A 17,248-nucleotide genomic window follows, 5' to 3' on the forward strand; every position below is an offset into this window, starting at 1 on the left:
GACTATACGGCCGCGCCGGACCGGCGCGGCTGGGCCGGGAAGCGCGGGCGCATGGGCAGCGGGCCGTCCGGGCCGCCGGTGAAGGAGATCTGCCGCCGCACCCGCTCGGGCGATACGGCGTCGAATTCCAGGTGCTGCGCGAAGGTGGCGACCACCAGGGTCGCCTCCATGCTCGCGAAACCCGAGGCGACGCACATGCGCTTGCCCGCGCCGAACGGGATGGCGGCCCGCTTCTGCTCGCGTTCCAGGTTCTCCGGCAGGAACCGGCTCGGATCGAATTCCTCGGGCCGCTCCCACACCCCGTGATGATGGTGCAGGCCGTGCAGGATGACCGCGACGGTATCGCCCGGCCGAATCCGGTAGCCGCCCAGCTCATCCGGGCCCTTGGCGGTTCTGGCCAGGCCGATCACCGGCGGCAGCAGGCGCATGGTCTCGGCGACGACCGCCTGCGTCCACGGCAGCCGTTCCACATCCGCCGCGGTGGCCGGGCGCGCGCCGAGCACCGATTCCACCTCCCGCCGCAGCCGGTCGCGGGCCTCGGGATGTTCGGACAGCAGCTGCCACACCCAGCTCAAAGCCGTTGCGGTGGTTTCCATTCCGGCGCCGATGAAGGTCATCAGCTCGTCGTGGATCTCCTGATCGCTGTAGCGGTAACCGGTTTCGGGATCGGCGGCGTCCATGAGCAGGGCCAGCAGATTGTCCTTGCGATCGATCCGCCCGGCGCGATGGTCGGCGATGAGCCCGTCCACCACCCGCTCGGCATGCCGCAGATCCCGCATGGCCCGCGGTTCCACCACCCAGCCCGCCATCCGCATGATCCGCATGGGCAGCCGGGAATTGGCGGGATCGGTCCGCCCGCGCCGCTGCAGCACCCAGGCCGAGATATTGTGCAGCGGATGGCTGAGGTTGGTCATGAACCCGCGCCCGAAGAACCGCAGCAGCCGCTCCAGCACCACCTCGGACATGGGCCCGGTGATATCGGTGCCGAACATGGTCCGCGACGTGATATCCAGTGTGAGCCGGTTCATTTCGGCCCCCACATCCACGATCCCGTCCGCCGCCGCCAGCCCGCGAATGCGCTCCACGGCCTCGGTGGCCGCCGCCACCATGACCGGCGCGAACCCGTCCACATTGCGCTTGGCGAAGATCGGCTGCACCAGCCGCCGATTCCGTTGCCACTGCTCCTCGTTCAGATCGGTGACCAGCCCCCGCCCGAACGCCACCGCGAGCATGTCGTACTCCGGGCTCTTCATGTAGTTGTTCTGATTGGTCACCAGCACCTGCCGCGCCAGCCGCGGACTCCGCACGATGACGAACCGCGCGAACGGCACGCGCGCCACCAGTACGTCATCCGCCCCCGGCAGATTCGCCGCATAATCCACCACCGTGTGATCCCGCACCCGCGGAATCACCCCCAGCGCCAGCCGCCACGACTCCCACCACCCGACGCGTGTGTCGTGCCACCGCAGAAAAGTGGGCGCCCACCTGGGCGGATAAAGCGAACGCGAGGAATCGGCCATGAGCTGGCTCCCTTGCTGAGCTGTTCAACCTGAGACAAGCTGTCCCACTCAAAATAATGAGACAGCGTGACTCGGTCAATGCTCTACGGCCGGGAATCGACCGGTTCCGGCCGGCGGTTGCGGACCAGGCGGGCGAGGAGTGGCCAGGCCAGGATTACCGCGATCACCGTGTAGACGGCGATCGAGAACCAGGTGTCGATCAGGCCGGTCAGGTCGCCGTTGCTGATCTGCAGGGCGCGGCGCAGCTGCCCTTCGGCATTCGGGCCGAGGATGGCGCCGATGATGGCGGGCAGGAGCGGAAAGCCATAGCGGCGCATGAGGAATCCGATCAAGCCGATGACCAGCAGCAGGATCAGGTCGGTGACGTCGCCGCTGACGGCATAGGCGCCGACGCTGGCGAAGAACAGGATTCCGGCATACAGGTACGGGCGGGGGATGCGGAGGAGTTTCGCCCACAGGGGAGCGAGGGGGAGGTTGAGGGCCAGCAGCAGGGTGGTGCCGATGAAGAGGCTGGCGATGAGGGTCCAGACCAGTTCCGATTCTCGTTGGAAGAGAAGCGGTCCCGGCTGGATGCCGTACTGCTGGAAGGCGGCGAGCATGACCGCCGCGGTGGCGGTGGTGGGCAGGCCGAGGGTCAGCATGGTGGTGAGGGTGCCCGCGGCCGAGGCGCTGGCCGTGGACTCGGGACCGGCGACGCCCTCGATGGCTCCCTTGCCGAATTCGTCCTTGTGCTTGGAGAGTCGCCGTTCGGTGGCATAGGACAGGAAGGTCGGGATCTCCGCGCCGCCCGCGGGGACCGCGCCGAAGGGGAAGCCGATGAGCGGCCCGCGCAGCCAGGGCTTCCAGGAGCGCTGGAAGTCGTTCCTGCTCAACAGGGCTCGGCCGACCGGGATGGCGGTGCCGGGGTTGCGGCGAAGATGGGCGGCGACCCAGAGGGCCTCGCCGACGGCGAAGAGGCCGACCGCCACGATGATCACGTCGATGCCGTCGGCCAGGTGCAGGGAGCCGAAGGTGAGGCGCTGCTGACCGGTGATGGGGTCGAGGCCGATCAGGCCGATCATCAAACCGATTCCCAGGGAGGCGAATCCGCGGATCCGGGAAGTGCCGAGCACCGAGGTGACGGCGATGAAGGCCAGCAGCATGATCGCGAAATAGTCGGGGGCGCCGATGTTCACGGCGATCTTCGCCACCGCGGGCGCCAGCAGCACCAGCAGCAGGGTGCCGCAGATGCCGCCGACGAAGTGGCCGATGGCGGCGGTGGCCAATGCCTGTGCGCCCCGGCCTTTTCGCGCCATGGGATGACCCTCGATGGCCGTGACCACCGAGGCCGTCTCGCCGGGGGTGTTCAATAGGATCGACGTGGTCGAGCCGCCGAACATGCCGCCGTAGTAGATCCCCGCGAACATGATGAACGCGCTGGTCGGCTCGACGCTGTAGGTGATGGGCAGCAGCAGCGCCACCGCCATGGCCGGCCCGATGCCGGGCAGCACCCCGATGGCGGTGCCGAGCAGCACGCCGACGGCCGCCAGCAGCAGATGGGTGGGGGTCAGCGCGGTGCCGAACCCCTGCAATAGATCTCCCAGCACATCCAACTCAGAACACCCCCTCCAGTGGACCGCCCGGCAGCGCCACGCCGAGCAGGTTCACGAATACGACATAGGTCACGAGCGAAAGCGTCACCGCGACAAGCGGATCGCGCACGAAATGCCTGCTGCCGAGCGCATAGGCGGCCCCCCAGAACAGCAGCAGACCGGAGATCGGAAAACCGACCAGGTCGATGAGCATGATGTTGGCCACGAACACGCCGATCAGCAGCAGTACCGTGCGCCATTCCAGAGGCGTGTCGAGGTCGATGTCCTCGCCCGCCTCGGCGTCGCCGCTGCCGCCGCGCACCACGTCCACGGCCAGCGCGACCGCCACCACCAGCAGCAGCAGTCCGACCAGGACCGGCACCGCCTTCGGCCCGACCGGACCGCGCTGGGTGAAATCCGTCGACATGGTCAGGGCGTCGAACAGCACCAGCCCGCCCGCACCGGCCAGCAGGACGGCCACGACGAGTTCGGACCGCTCCTTCAACCACGCCGATGCGGAGGGCGCGGGTGCTTTCGTCGGTGCGGACCCGGCGGTCGGTGCGGCCCCGTCGATCCCGGAACCGGGATCGCTGGGCTCCGTCATGCCAGCCCCAATTCCGTGAGCACCGTGCCGACCTGATCGGTCTGCTTCTGAATGAAGGTCCCGAAATCCTCGCCGGTGACGAAGGCGTCGTCCCAGCCATTGGTGGCCAGCGCGTCCTTCCACTGCTGCGAATCGTGCATGCGGCTGTAGGCGTCGATCAGCGCCTTGCGGTCCGCGTCGCCGATGCCGGGCGGGGCGACCACACCGCGCCAGTTGGTGAATTCCACATCGATGCCGGCCTCTTTCAGCGTCGGCGCGTCGACATCGGCGATCCGCTTGGGCCCGGTCACCGCGAGCACCCGGAGCTCACCGGCCTGGATCTGGTCCAGGTATTCACCGACTCCGGAGACGCCGAAGGCGATCTTGTTGCCGAGCACCGAGGCCAGCAGTTCGCCGCCGCCGTCGAAGGGCACGTAGTTCACCGATTTCGGCTCGATGCCAATGGCTTTGGCCACTAGCATGGGCGCCAGATGATCCGGCCCGCCGGGCGAGGAGCCGCCGCCGACCGGGACCGCGCCCGGATTCGCCTTCCACTCCGCGATGAGCTGTTTGATGTCGGTGTACTTGGAATTCTTCGACACCACGAGGATGTCGGGCTCTTCGATCAGCTTGGCGATCGGCGTGGTGTCGGTCAGCTTCGACGGCGACTTATTGGTGTAGACGCTGCCGACCACGCCCAGGCCCATCTGCATGACGAGCTTGCCATTGCCGTTCTCGCCCACCAGCCGGCCCAGGCCGACCGTGCCGCCCGCGCCGGGCAGATTGAAGACCTCGACCGAGCGCGCGATGCCGGCGTCCTCCATGGCCTTGGCGGAGGTGCGCGCGGTGATGTCATAGCCGCCGCCGGGGGAGTTGGGCACCATGATCCGGACGCCGGTCAGTTTGTCGCCGCTCCCGGACCCGGTGCCCTGGCACGCGGTGAGCGTGATGGCTGCGACGGCTGCGACCAGTGCGGTCAGCAACGGGGAAGTTCTCACTGTGGATCCTCATCTCGCAACATCGAGTTGGCTCGAATTGTGAGGTGGACCACTCGGTCTGTCTGCCTTGCGTAAGCAATGTTCGTTTTGCTCATAGTGTTCGCGGCGAAAACGACCCGGGCATACCGGGCGCGCGACGAGACTGGCGGCAGGCGACGGCGCCGGGAGGTATGAGAGACGTGGGCAAGAAGGGCTCGCTGGCACGACGGCTGCTGGCCCTGCAGCTGACGATTGTCGTCGCCCTGCTCGCGGCGGTCGCGGCGGTGGTGGTCGCCCAGGTGGGAGAGACCTTCCGCGCCACCGAATCCCGGCGCATGCTCGGCGTCGCCGAGGACGTGGCCGCCAATCCCAGCCTGCGGATCCTGCTGGAAGATCCGAAACAGCATCTGCGGCTGGCGCCCTTCGCCACCGCGGCGCAGGTGGCCTCCGGCGCCGATGTGGTCGCCATCGCCCGCACCGACGGCACCGTGCTCACCTCGCAGCACCCCGCCGATATCGGTGCGCCGCTGGCCCTGGCCGATTCGACGGTGACCGACGGGCGGGCCTGGGTCGGGGAGATCGGCGGCGCGGTGGTGGCGCACGTCCCGGTCATCGGGCAGGGCGATCACGAACTGGTCGGCTATGTCGCCGCGCGCAAACAGCTGCCCGCGTTCTGGACGATTCTCACCGAGTCGTTCCCGCGCCTGCTCGGCCTGCTGGGCCTGGCCTGCGCGCTGGGCATCGCGGGATCGCTGTCGGTCGCCTGGTGGGTGAAGCGGCAGACGCTCGGGCTGGAACCGGCCGAGATCGCCGGGCTCGTCGAGCACCGCGAGGCCATGCTGCACGGCATCCACGAGGGCGTGGTCGGTTTGGATCAGCAGCAGCGGATCACGCTGGTCAACGATCAGGCCAGGGCGCTGCTCTCACTCGGCGACGTGGTCGGCCGCAGCGTGCACGACCTCGGCCTCAACGAACGGATCCTGGATGTCTTCACCGGGCGGGCCGAGGGCACCGATCTGATCGGCCTGCGCCGCGGCAAGGTGCTGATCATGAACCGCACCCCGATCCGCTGGGATCAGCGCACCCTCGGCGCGGTGATCACCCTGCGCGACCGCACCGAACTCATGCGACTGCGAGATCAATTGACCGAGAACCGCAATACCACCGATACGCTGCGCGCCCAGGCGCACGAGTTCAGCAATCGGCTGCACACCATCGCCGGTCTCATCGAACTCGGCGAATACGACGAGGTGCGGCGCTACGTCGAACTGGTGAGCGCCGGCCGCGACCAATGGCAGGCCGAGGTCACCGGCCGCATCGGCGATCCGGCGGTCGCGGCACTGCTCATCGCCAAGGCCAGCCGCGCGGCCGAACAGGGTGTGCGACTGCGGCTGTCCGGGACCACCGAGTTACCCGAGGTGGACGACGCGCTGTCCGCCGATCTGGTGACCGTGCTCGGCAATCTGGTCGACAACGCCCTCGACGCTCTGCACGATCCGGCGGGCTGGATCGAGGTCGAGCTATGCCGGGTGGGCGCGGAGGTGCGGGTCGTGGTGCGCGATTCGGGACCCGGCGTCGCCCCCGATATCGCCGAGGAGGTGTTCCGGCACGGCTTCACCACCAAGGCCGCCGAACAGGGCGGCCTGCGCGGCCTGGGCCTGGCCATCACCCGGCAGGCCTGTGTGCGCCGCGGCGGCTCGGTCTCGGTGCACAATGCCGAGGGCGCCGTCTTCACCGCCACCCTCCCGCTCACCCCCGCGGCCGCCCGATGATCCGGGTCCTGGTCGTCGACGACGATTTCATGGTCGCCAAGGTGCACAGCGGATACGTCGCCCAGACACCCGGTTTCGAGGTCGCCGGGGTGGCCCATACCGGCCGCGACGCCCTGCGCCTGATCGCCGACCTCCGCCCCGACCTGGTCCTGCTCGACATCTACCTGCCCGATCTGGACGGCCTGTCCGTGCTGCGCGGCATCCGCGAGACCGCCGAGGCCACCGACGTCGTCATCATCAGCGCCGCCGACCACGTGGACACCATCCGCGCGGCCGTGCGCGGCGGCGTCCTGCACTATCTCGTCAAACCCTTCACCTACAGCGCCCTGCACGATCAACTGCGGCACTTCGCCGAACTGCACACCAAGCTCAGCGCGCTCGATCGCGCCGACCAATCCGATATCGACCAGGTCTTCGGCGCCCGCCCCCGCGGCACGGTGGCGCTGCCCAAGGGCCTCACCGCCCAGACCTCCGAGCTGGTGGCCCGCGTCCTGCGCGCCGCCCCCGACGACCTGTCCGCCCAGGAATGCGCCGACGCCGCCGCCCTGTCCCGCGCCAGCGCCCGCCGCTACCTGGAACACTTCGCCGACACCGGCCGCGCCGAGGTCCGCCTGCGCTATGGCGGCACCGGCCGCCCCGAACGCCGCTATCGCTGGACCGGCGCCTGATCCGGCCCGCTCGCGGCGGGGGCGGCCCGCATAGCGTCGGTGGGCGGGGTCGCGGGCCGGTATAGTCGCCGCGGATGAGTTGTTCCACTGCTGTTGCTGTGCCGAAGTCGCTGGACCGCCGATTCGGGCGGGTGATGTGGCTGGTTCCGGCGTTGACCGCCGGCTTTGCGGCTCTGTGTTTGATGACGCCGCTGTGGCCGTTCGAGGAGATCTCGCGCGGGTTCATCGATCTGCAGGTGTATCGGCTGGGGGTCGAGACGCTGCGCGACGGCGGCGACATGTATGGGCAGCTGCCGCAGACCACCATCGGAATCGGGCTGCCGTTCATCTATCCGCCGTTCGCGGCCCTGGTACTGGCGCCGTTCGCACTGCTGCCGTGGAATGTGGCCACGGTCGCGTTCTTCGTAACCTCGGTGGCGGCGGTGGCGCTGTCGCTGTACCTGGTCGCCCGCCGGGTGTGGCCGGGGGAGGACCGGCGCCGACTGGCGCTGTGGGTGACGGCTTCCGCGACGCCGCTGGCGCTGCTGCTGGAACCGGCTCGCTCGACGCTGGACTTCGGGCAGGTCAACCTGCTGTTGATGGCGCTGGTGGTGGCCGACTGCCTGACCGAGAAGCCCAAGTGGCGGCGCGGCATGCTCATCGGGATCGCGGCCGCGGTCAAGCTGACCCCCGCGGCCTTCGTGCTCTACTTCCTCGTTCGCCGCGACTACAAGGCCGCGGCCACCGCCGCGATCACCGGGGCCGCCGCGACCGCGCTCAGCTTCCTGGTGCTGCCCTCGGCCTCGATCAAGTACTGGTTCGGCGGCATGGGCAATGTGGAGGGTCTGAGCGGATCGTCCTTCCACACCAATCAGTCCATTCAGGCCGTGCTGGCCCGCTTCGAGATTCACAAGCCGCTGTTCACCGTGCTGTGGCTGCTGTTCGGCGCCGCACTGCTGGCCCTGGTGGTGGTCGCCATGCGCCGCGCCACCGACTTCCCGCCGCTGGCGCTGGCCATCAATGCCGTCTTCACCCTGCTGGTCTCGCCCATCTCCTGGTCGCATCACTGGATCTGGATCGCCCCCGCCCTGCTCGCCATGCTCGGCTACGCGACGCTGCAGCCGTGGCGGCGCGCCTGGGGCTGGTACCTCGCCACCGCCCTCACCACCGCCGTGTTCGTCTACGGCCCGCAGAACTGGCTGCCCGGCGACGACGATCGCGAATCCGCGTGGACTCCCTGGCAGCACGTCATCGGCAACACCTACATCTGGCTCAGCGTCCTGCTGGTGGCATTGTTCGTGTTCGCCGCCCGCCGCCGCACACCCGCGTTGGCCTCGACCGCCGTTTGACCCTGCGTACGGATGCCGTCAGGTCGCGACATCCGTCAGCTCGGGAGCGGGGCCCTCGGTCGCGGGCGTCTCGGCCGGATCCGGCTGCCGCCGGGCGCGGAGGTGGAGCCACTGCAGGAGGCCGAGGCCGAGCAGGCCGAGCGCCGCGGTGGCGATGCCGATCTTCCACCCCGGCGGCCGCCAGGTCAGCACGAGTTCGGCATCGTGCGTGCCCGCGGGCACCTGGACCGCGACGAACGATTTGGCGACCGTGGTGATCGGAACAGGATTGCCGTTCAGGGTGACTCGATAACCGGGCCAGCCCAGCCGTGCGAAGACGATGCGGCCGCCTTCGGCCGAGGTCACCCGGACCCGGCTGGTGGTGTCGGTTTCGGAGATCGAGCTCGCGGTGACGTTCTTGGTGTCGGAGATGCGGCCGTTGGCGCCGGAGATCGGCCCGGCCTCGCGTTCCAGCACCGCGATGTAGCGCTCGTGGCCCGGGTAGTCGACCCATTTCCAGCCGGTGGGGGCCGGCTGGTTCGGGGCATCCGGGAACAGCGCCCGTTGCAGCACGACGCGATCGAGTTTCATCAGGTCGACGAGGGGGCGGCCGGTCGCGGGTTCGGGGGCGAACATGCGGCGGTAGGCGTCGGGACAGACGCTGCCGTCCCAGCGCATGCACAGCATTTCGCCGAAGTAGTAGTGCCCGCTCGGGGTGTAGCCGTTGACATAGCGGAGCTCGACCGCCCGGGCGTAATTGCCGAAGACGAGGGAGCCGTAGGCGCCCTCGACGCTCTTGTCCCCGGGCTGCAGCAGCGCGCGATCACCGAGTTGGATCGTGGTGCCGGTGAAATCGGGGAAGGCGGCCTTGGCGTCGGAGCGCTTCGCGGGCAGATTCCAGGTCATCGGCGTGGGTTGCGCCGCCTCGACCTGGTAATACGCGATCGGGAACAGGGCGGCGACGGCCAGCCCGGCCGCGGCTGCCGCACCCCTGGTCCGGCCCAGCCACATGGCCGCGGCCACCAGCCCGCCGAGCACGAGCGCGGCGATCACGTGGCCGATCACCGCATGCGGATCGGCGGAGAACGACCGCGCCCACAGGGCCAGGATCAGCACACCCGCCGCGATTCCCCGCGCCCTCGGATTCGACAGCGTGCCGAAGCGGCCGAGCAGCACGCACACCAGCACCAGCAGGCCGATGGCCAGCATGGGCAGCACGCGAACCGGCCAGCGCAGCGGCCCGATCGAACCCGGTCCGGCGGTCCACATGAGCATGATGACGGAGAAGATGCCGACCGCGCTCAGCTCCCGCCACGCCTCGCGCGCCCGCCGCCAGTCGATGAACGCCAGCGCCGGAATCAGGAACCAGGCGATATAGGTGACCGGCATGGGTTGCACATAGCCCCACCACGAGGTGAACGCGGGACGGGCGCTCGGCAGGCTGGCATTGAGCGATTCCGACCATGGCACCGTGAGGAATTGGTCGTTGATGATGCTCGAGACGCCGCGCCAGGTCACCTTGGCCGAGAGCATGGACGGCAGGAAGGTCAGCAGTCCGGCGAGCCCGGCGCAGGCCGCCGCGGCCGTCAGCCGGGCCACCGGCTGCCACTTGCGCTGATGGATCAGTTCGCCGGCCGCCACCGCCAGCAGCATGAGCATCGCTTCGACCGCCGGAAAGATGTACTGCGTCGTAATCGTCAGGTACAGAAAGACGAAGACCGGAATCGGCCCGCCGGTCCCGCGGGTGTATCGCACCGATGAGGCCCACGCGTGCACCATCCACGCGGTGCCGGTGAGCGCGGTCATCCAGCTGGCCTCGTCGAAGAACAGGAAGAACCCCGAGAGCGGCAGCGCGATGCCCGCGGCCGCGGACCAGGCGGGCCGTCCGCGGTAGGCCAGGCAGATCCGGTAGACGCCCAGCGCGGCGATGATCGAGAAGATCAGCTTCACGACCGTGGCGTACAGCGCCACATTGTCCACCGACGGCGCGATCAGATCGATGAGTAGCTGCGGCGGATTGAACAGGCCCGCATCGTCCATGGTGTTGTTGCCCGCCATCCACTGCTCGGGCACCATCACCGGAAAAGTGCCCTCGCGCAGCTGCCGGCCCAGGTCCACCCACAAGGCGGTGTATTGGGATTCGGTGTCGTCGGTGAAGAAGTGCCGGGCATTGGCGAGCAGCACCGCGGCATATCCGAGGATCACGCCGACCGCGGTGACCGCTCCCCACCGATACACATCCCGCCGGGAAATCGTCTCTTGCTCACAACCGTGCACCGCACTGTCCTTCACGAGTTCCCCACCGTACCGGGTGGCACGCCCTTCGGCATCGGACTAGAGTGCGCTGTGATCGGGCCCCGCGGAAACTCCGGGCGGTACAGCGTTTTTCGTACCGAGGCCATCCTCGACCACGATCACGGGACATTCGTGAACACAAGCTTCATCTATCGGCACGAAACGATCTACAACCTTTTGATGCGCGGCTTGTACCGCCGCCATTACGCCGAGAGGTTCCGCGCCGTCGCGGCCCTCATCCCCGACGGCGCCGAAGTGCTCGACCTCTGCTGCGGCCCCGCCACCCTCTACACCCGGCATCTGCGCCGAAAAGCGGTGACCTACACCGGATTCGACCTCAACGAACGCTTCGTCGCCCGCCTCACCGCGGCCGGCGCGCGCGGCGAGGTGTGGAATCTGCGGTCCGAAACCCCTTTGCCCGCCGCCGATTACGTCGTCATGCAGGCGAGCCTGTACCACTTCCTGCCCGATCCGCAGCCGGTGCTCGACCGCATGCTGGCCGCCGCCCGCACCCGGGTCATCCTCACCGAACCGGTCCGCAACCTGGCCGGCAGCCGGAACCGGGTGGTGGCGAAGCTGGGCAGCCGGCTCACCGATGCGGGCGAGGGTTCGCAACCGCGCCGCTTCACCGAGGACACCCTGGACGCCTTGTTCGCCTCCTACCGTGAGCGGGTCGGCGAATCCGGTCTCATCGCGGGCGGGCGCGAGAAGCTCTACGTGCTCAATGCGCAGGGCCGGATGGCGGTGCCCCGGCCGCCCGTGCGGCCCTGACGAATTCGCGCATCAGGTCGTGATCCTTGACGCCGCGGCTGGATTCCACGCCGCTGGACACGTCCACGCCCCACGGCCGCGCGGCGGCGATGGCCTCGGCGACATTCGCCGGGGACAGCCCGCCCGCGAGCAGCCACTGTCCGGTCGGCGGGGTGGCGGTCAGCGCGCCGAGATCCCAGCGGTCCCCGGATCCGGCCACGGGAGAGTCGAGCAGCAGCCACTCCTCGCCGTACGCGCCGGTGTCCACCGCGGTCTCGGCGGTGAGCGAGGTGGCGCGCAGCAGCCGCAGCCCGGCCAGCTCCGCGAAGGCCGAACGGGGATAGGAACCGTGCAACTGCAGGGCGTCCACCCCGGCCGCGCGCGCCAGCTCCCCGGCCTCGGCCGCCGGGATACCGTGCACCACGCCGACCGACAGCACCCGCGGCGGCACCCCGGCGAGCAGGTCCCGGACGGCCTCGACCGATATCTGCCGCGGGCTGGTGGTGAAAACGAACCCGACGGCATCGGCGCCGGCCGCGACCGCGGTGGCCACATCCTCCTCGGTCCGCAGACCGCACAGCTTCACGAACACACTCGAACCCTATGCGATGCGCATCCGCCGCCCCCAGGGCCTGGTTCGCCCGGATCGGGTGAACCGTGAGTTTGCGGGTATGCCCCGGTTATGGAACTGCTCGTCATTCTCGCGATCCCGGTGGCCGTGGCGATCTGGGTGATCCGCCGCAAACGGCGGGGCCTGCCGACCGACGTCCGGCCGACCTCGTCCGATGAGGGGCGCTGAGCACCGCCACCTGCCGACCGGCCTCACCATGCGCACCGATACGCCCGATATCCCGGCCTCGATCGAGGTCGTCGTTCCGTAGCGCCCGGCGCCGCCGAATCGACCGAGTCGTCGGCCCTTCGGTGAACGCGACCGCATCTAATCCCGCGCACGCCATTCGATGCCCGGCAGGAAATGCACGTCGTAGCGCTGCTGTTCGGGCAGCAGGCTGTCGAAGTCGGCCCGGCCCTGCTGGATTCGGCCGAGGTGGCGGAAGTAGTCGAAGCGGTCGATGCCGGGGCCGAGGACGATGAGCAGGTCGGCGGTGGAGCCGGGAGCGGCGCCGAAGGCGTGCGGGAGGTTCGGCGGGACGACGATCAGGCTGCCCGCGGCGACCGTCTCCGATCGGCCGTCGAGATAGAACTCCATGGTGCCGCCGAGTACGTAGAACAGCTCGGTGGAGCGCGCGTGATAGTGCGGGGCCGCCCCGTCCGCGCCCGCGCCGAGGGTGAGCCGGTTGGCGCCCAGCGCGCCGCCGGTATCGGTGGCGTCGGCGAGCAGGTGGAAGGCGCCGCCGTGCGGGAGCTCGACGGTTTCCGCGGTCGCGGCCGGGACGATCAGGGCCGCGGCGCTGGTGGACGACATGGTGCGCTCCTTCGTTCGTGGTCGATCAAGTGCATCGCGGGAAGAAGCCGCGAACCAGATGCGGTTGTCGCACACAGTGATCACGGAACGAGATGGATCGGAGCCATGGTGGAGCTGCGGCAGCTGGAGTACTTCGTGGCCGTCGCCGAGGAGGGCGGATTCGGTCGCGCGGCACAGCGGCTGAATATCGTCCAGTCGGCGGTGAGCCAGCAGATCGGGCGGCTGGAACGCGAGCTCGGGGTGCGCCTGTTCGACCGGTCGCGGCGGCATGTGCGGCTCACCGGCGGCGGCGAGCGGCTGCTCGCCGAGGCCCGGCTGGTCCTGGCCGATGCCGATCGGTTGCGCGGGGTCGCGGCCGATATCGCCGGCGGCGTGGAGGGCGTGCTGCGGGTGGGCACCGTGCATGCGCCCGGAGACCGGGTGTACCGCGCGCTCAACGAGCTGGCCTTGATCGCGCCGCGCCTGCGGGTGCGACCCCGGCGACTGCCGCCCGCCGAACGGCTCGCCGCCGTGCGCTCGGGCGAGCTGGATGCCGCCTTCGTCCGCGCGCTGCGTCACGCGCCCGGGCTGGAAGTGCTCGACGTGTGGTCGGATCCGCTCCATGTGGCGCTGCCCGCCGATCATCCACTGGCCGCGCGCCCCGGTCCGCGTCTGGACCAGCTGGGCCGAATCCCCTTGCGCCTGGCCGCCCGCGAGGCCAACCCGCCCTTCCACGATCTGATCACCGAGGCCTGCCGCGCCGCCGGCATCGACCCACCCGCCGGACCGCCGTTCACCACGCTGCAGCACACCTTGACCGAGATCGCCTCCGGCCCGCCGTCATGGACGGTCTTCTACGAAGTCGCCACCCTGCCCACGGTCCACGGCGTGACGATCACGCCGCTGCCGGACGTGTCGGTGCCCACCGCGCTCGCCGTCCCCCCGGGCCCGCCCACCCCCGCCCTGCGTCATCTACTCGAAGCCCTGCACCGCATCCCGGGCCCCGCCGCATGATCCCCGGAGCAGGGCCACCCAGTCATCCCGGCGCGCTTGTGGCCGGGATCCACACCTTTGACCTGAGCTGAGCAGTCCGGGGTGTCGCGACGACGGGCTCGGTTATCGCTTCGCCGCGGCGGCCGCCTGTTCGCGCTGGATAGTGGTCTCGAATTGCCTTTTGCCGGACCGGTATTGCTTGGGCCAGGCAATATCGGTGTAGCCGATCTTGGCGGCCTCGGTGAGCGTCCAGGCCGGATTGGCCAGGTGCGGGCGGGCGATGGCGCACAGGTCGGCGCGGCCGGCGGCGATAATGCTGTTCACGTGGTCGGCCTCGGAGATGGCGCCGACGGCGATGGTGGGGATCCCGGCTTCCTGGCGGATGCGGTCGGCGAAGGGGGTTTGCCACATGCGGCCGAACCGCGGTTGTTCGGACTTGCTGACCTGACCGGAGGAGCAGTCCACGAGATCGGCTCCGGCATCGGCGAATGCGCGGGCGATGGCCACGGATTCGGCCGGGGTGACGCCGCCGGGCACCCAGTCGTGCGCGGAGATGCGCACCGACATCGGGCGGTCGGCGGGCCAGACCGCGCGCACCGCCCGGAACACCTCCAGCGGGTAGCGCAGCCGGTTGTCCAGTGCGCCGCCATAGTCGTCGTCGCGTCGATTGGTGAGCGGGGAGATGAAGCTCGACAGCAGATAGCCGTGCGCGCAGTGTAATTCGAGCCAGTCGAAGCCCGACCGTGCGGCCCGCTCGGCCGCGGTGACGAATTGCGCTGTGATGGCGTCCATTTCGGCGCGGGTCAGGGCGCTCGACCATTGGCTCTCACCGGGCAGATACTGCTGCGGGGAGGCCGACACCAGCGGCCAGTTCGGTTCGGCCTCGTCGATCAACGGCTGGTCGGTGCCGTCCCAGGCGCGGCGCGTGGAGCCTTTCGCTCCGGAATGCCCCAGCTGCACGGCGATTTTCGCATCGGAATTGGCGTGCACCCAGTCGACGATCCGCTGCCAGGCCAGGCCCTGTTCATCGGTGTAGAGACCGGGGCATCCCGGCGTGATCCGCCCTTCCGGGCTCACACAGGTCATCTCGGTGAACACCAGGCCCGCGCCGCCCAGCGCCCTGGAACCGAGATGCACCAGGTGGAAGTCGCCGGGCAGGCCGTCGACCGCCGAGTATTGGGCCATGGGGGAGACCACGACGCGATTCTTCAGGGTCACCGAGCGCACGGTGTAGGGGGTGAACATGGGCGGCACGGCCGGTTCGTCCGCGCTGCGCGCCACCCCCGCCCGCCGGTCGAACCAGCGCTCGTAGCCCTCCAGCCACTCCTTGTCGCGCAAGCGCAGATTCTCGTGGCTGATCCGCTGGCTGCGGGTGAGCATGGAGTACATGAACTGCTCGGGTTCGAGCTGATCGCAATATCGTTCGCCGCAGACCTCGAACCACTCCATGGCATTCCAGGCCGCGTTCTGCAGGCGCAGCACATCGATCTCGCGGACCCGCTGATAGTTCTCCAGCACCGTGGGCAGCCGGTCGGGGGAGTCGCCGTGTTCCCGGAACTGGCGCACCAGCTCGATGGCGTCCTCCAGGGCCAGCTTGGTGCCCGAGCCGATGGCGAAGTGCGCGGTGTGCGCCGCGTCGCCCATGAGGACCACATGGCTGTTTCCATTGTGCCGCCACCACTTCGCGCAGGTGATGCGCTGGAAGTTCGACCAGGCGTTGCCGCGCAGGTGCCTGGCATTGGTCATGAGCTTGTGGCCCGCGAGATTGTCGGCGAACAGGCGCTGGCAGAACTCGATCGACTCGTCCTGATCGGCGGTGTCCAGTCCGTGCGCCCGCCACACGTGTTCGGGGCATTCGACGATGAAGGTCGAGGTGTGCGCGTCGAACTTGTAGATATGCGCCTGGAACCAGCCGTGCTCGGTCTTGACGAAGTCGAAAGTGAAAGCGTCATAAGGTCTTTCGGTGCCCAGCCAGATGTACCGGTTGGGCCGCGCCACGATGTCGGGCTCGAAGACCTCCGCATGCCTGGTCCGGGTCTTGGAGGAGACCCCGTCGCCGGCGATGATCAGGTCGGCGTCCGGGAACTCCGCGTCCGACTCGACCTCGCGCTCGAATTCCAGTCGCACGCCGAGCTCTTCGCAGCGCTCCTGCAGGATATTGAGCAGCCGCTTGCGGCCGATGCCGACGAATCCGTGCCCGCCGGAGCGCAGGGTACGGCCCTTGAACCGCAATTCGATGTCGTCCCAATGGTTGAACGCGTCCTGGATCCGGGCCGCAGTGACCGGATCCCACTCGCGCATGCCGTCCATGGTGGCGTCGGAGAACACCACGCCCCAGCCGAAGGTGTCGTAGGGGCGATTGCGTTCGACCACGGTGATGGCGTGGGTCGGATCGAGCTGCTTCATGAGCAGTGCGAAATACAGTCCGGCGGGACCGCCGCCAATGCAAACGATCTTCATCAGGTGATTCCGTTCCTTGTTCGTATGCGGCGAACAACCTTGAAAATATCTCGTCATTTGGACGATCGCAACGAAACCGTCATAAATTATCGTGCTCGTATGACTCGCGCGACGTCCGATCCCGCCCAGCGCCACGCGGCGAACAGTCAGCCCCGCCGGCTCATCGTCACGCTGTTCGGTCTGTACGCCCGGGAGACGGGCAATTGGCTGTCGGTCTCGGCGCTGGTCCGGTTGATGGCCCAGCTCGAGGTGGAGGAGCCGGCCGTGCGCGCCGCGGTGAGCAGGCTCAAGCGCCGGGGGATCCTGGTGAGCAAGAAGACATCCGGCGGCGTCGGCTACGAGTTGTCCGCGGCGGCGCTGGATATGCTGCGGGAGGGCGACGCGCGCATCTTCGAGCGGCGGCGCGCGACCGCCGCCGACGGCTGGCTGCTGGCGGTGTTCACGGTGCCCGAATCCGAGCGGGAGCAGCGGCACAAGCTGCGAACGCAGTTGACCCGCATGGGATTCGGCAATGCCGTGCCCGGATTCTGGGTGGCGCCGGGCAATCTGTACGAGGAGACAAGGCGCACGCTGGAGCGGCTGGAGCTCGACCGCTATGTCGAGCTGTTCCGGGGCGAGCACCTGGCCTTCGGCGATGTGCGCGACAAGGTCGGGCAGTGGTGGGATCTCGCGGGATTGGAAGCGCTGTACGGCGCGTTCCTCGAACAGTTCGGCCCCCTCCGGAAACGCGCCGCGCGGATGTCGCCGCGCGACGCGTTCGCCGGGTACGTGAATGCCCTCACGGTCTGGCGCAAACTGCCGTATCTGGATCCCGGCCTGCCCATCGAACTGCTGCCCGGCGACTGGCACGGCGCCCAGGCGGGGGAGTTGTTCGATGAGCTGCGGCGCGAACTCGCCGGTCCGGCACACGATTTCGCCGCCGCGGTGATCGCGGGCGACTGAGGCCGCCC

General features: G+C 68.9%; 14 protein-coding genes. 6 read left to right on the forward strand and 8 right to left on the reverse strand.

The genetic code is table 11. The annotated features are described in order from the left end of the window. Nucleotides 1-2 precede the first annotated feature (2 nt). The 4 genes from ACYQ5L_RS08230 to ACYQ5L_RS08245 form a co-directional block, all read right to left on the reverse strand. Entirely contained in the window at nucleotides 3-1,520 is a 1,518-nt protein-coding gene (locus ACYQ5L_RS08230; protein ID WP_459956800.1) for a cytochrome P450, read from the reverse strand. 83 nt (nucleotides 1,521-1,603) lie between these two features. Continuing rightward, nucleotides 1,604-3,112, reverse strand: coding sequence for a tripartite tricarboxylate transporter permease (locus ACYQ5L_RS08235; protein ID WP_459956801.1), 1,509 nt, complete (start codon nucleotides 3,110-3,112; stop codon nucleotides 1,604-1,606). 1 nt (nucleotide 3,113) lies between these two features. Continuing rightward, nucleotides 3,114-3,695: a tripartite tricarboxylate transporter TctB family protein gene (locus tag ACYQ5L_RS08240; RefSeq protein WP_379201495.1), complete on the reverse strand. Its 582-nt coding sequence runs from the start codon at nucleotides 3,693-3,695 to the stop codon at nucleotides 3,114-3,116. After that, nucleotides 3,692-4,672 (reverse strand): Bug family tripartite tricarboxylate transporter substrate binding protein, encoded by a 981-nt coding sequence (locus ACYQ5L_RS08245; protein ID WP_459956802.1) that lies wholly within the window; start codon nucleotides 4,670-4,672, stop codon nucleotides 3,692-3,694. The genes ACYQ5L_RS08240 and ACYQ5L_RS08245 overlap by 4 nt, the downstream gene beginning before the upstream one ends. Before the next feature lie 170 nt (nucleotides 4,673-4,842). Between ACYQ5L_RS08245 and ACYQ5L_RS08250 the strand changes: the two genes are divergently transcribed. From ACYQ5L_RS08250 to ACYQ5L_RS08260, 3 genes are all read left to right on the forward strand, one after another. Then, nucleotides 4,843-6,423, forward strand: coding sequence for a sensor histidine kinase (locus ACYQ5L_RS08250; RefSeq protein WP_459956803.1), 1,581 nt, complete (start codon nucleotides 4,843-4,845; stop codon nucleotides 6,421-6,423). Further along, nucleotides 6,420-7,091 carry a response regulator gene (locus tag ACYQ5L_RS08255; protein ID WP_459956804.1) on the forward strand — a complete coding sequence of 224 codons (672 nt, stop codon included), beginning with the start codon at nucleotides 6,420-6,422 and terminating at the stop codon, nucleotides 7,089-7,091. The genes ACYQ5L_RS08250 and ACYQ5L_RS08255 overlap by 4 nt, the downstream gene beginning before the upstream one ends. 74 nt (nucleotides 7,092-7,165) lie before the next feature. Next, nucleotides 7,166-8,419, forward strand: coding sequence for a glycosyltransferase 87 family protein (locus ACYQ5L_RS08260; protein WP_459956805.1), 1,254 nt, complete (start codon nucleotides 7,166-7,168; stop codon nucleotides 8,417-8,419). Nucleotides 8,420-8,437: 18 nt separating this feature from the next. Here ACYQ5L_RS08260 and ACYQ5L_RS08265 read toward each other — a convergent pair whose 3' ends face one another. Next, nucleotides 8,438-10,603 carry a hypothetical protein gene (locus ACYQ5L_RS08265; protein WP_459963357.1) on the reverse strand — a complete coding sequence of 722 codons (2,166 nt, stop codon included), beginning with the start codon at nucleotides 10,601-10,603 and terminating at the stop codon, nucleotides 8,438-8,440. Between the two features lie 222 nt (nucleotides 10,604-10,825). Between ACYQ5L_RS08265 and ACYQ5L_RS08270 the strand changes: the two genes are divergently transcribed. Continuing rightward, the gene (locus ACYQ5L_RS08270; protein ID WP_459956806.1) at nucleotides 10,826-11,464 is read left to right on the forward strand and encodes a class I SAM-dependent methyltransferase; all 639 of its coding nucleotides are present in this window, start codon (nucleotides 10,826-10,828) and stop codon (nucleotides 11,462-11,464) included. Here the strand turns inward: ACYQ5L_RS08270 and ACYQ5L_RS08275 are convergent. Both ACYQ5L_RS08275 and ACYQ5L_RS08280 read right to left on the reverse strand, forming a co-directional pair. After that, nucleotides 11,415-12,035, reverse strand: coding sequence for a phosphoribosylanthranilate isomerase (locus tag ACYQ5L_RS08275; protein WP_459956807.1), 621 nt, complete (start codon nucleotides 12,033-12,035; stop codon nucleotides 11,415-11,417). The genes ACYQ5L_RS08270 and ACYQ5L_RS08275 overlap by 50 nt on opposite strands. 345 nt (nucleotides 12,036-12,380) lie before the next feature. Next, nucleotides 12,381-12,866, reverse strand: a complete 486-nt coding sequence (locus ACYQ5L_RS08280) for a cupin domain-containing protein (RefSeq protein ID WP_459956808.1) — start codon at nucleotides 12,864-12,866, stop codon at nucleotides 12,381-12,383. 105 nt (nucleotides 12,867-12,971) lie between these two features. On the opposite strand from ACYQ5L_RS08280, the gene ACYQ5L_RS08285 reads away from it, so the two are divergent. Next, nucleotides 12,972-13,859 carry a LysR family transcriptional regulator gene (locus tag ACYQ5L_RS08285; protein ID WP_459956809.1) on the forward strand — a complete coding sequence of 296 codons (888 nt, stop codon included), beginning with the start codon at nucleotides 12,972-12,974 and terminating at the stop codon, nucleotides 13,857-13,859. 102 nt (nucleotides 13,860-13,961) lie between these two features. Here the strand turns inward: ACYQ5L_RS08285 and ACYQ5L_RS08290 are convergent, their stop codons facing one another. Continuing rightward, nucleotides 13,962-16,298 carry a bifunctional salicylyl-CoA 5-hydroxylase/oxidoreductase gene (locus ACYQ5L_RS08290; protein ID WP_459956810.1) on the reverse strand — a complete coding sequence of 779 codons (2,337 nt, stop codon included), beginning with the start codon at nucleotides 16,296-16,298 and terminating at the stop codon, nucleotides 13,962-13,964. A gap of 99 nt (nucleotides 16,299-16,397) precedes the next feature. Here ACYQ5L_RS08290 and ACYQ5L_RS08295 point away from each other — a divergent pair, with 99 nt between their 5' ends. Then, nucleotides 16,398-17,240: a PaaX family transcriptional regulator gene (locus tag ACYQ5L_RS08295; RefSeq protein WP_459956811.1), complete on the forward strand. Its 843-nt coding sequence runs from the start codon at nucleotides 16,398-16,400 to the stop codon at nucleotides 17,238-17,240. The last annotated feature ends 8 nt before the right edge of the window (nucleotides 17,241-17,248 follow it).

Source organism: Nocardia sp. IFM 10818 (assembly GCF_054655275.1).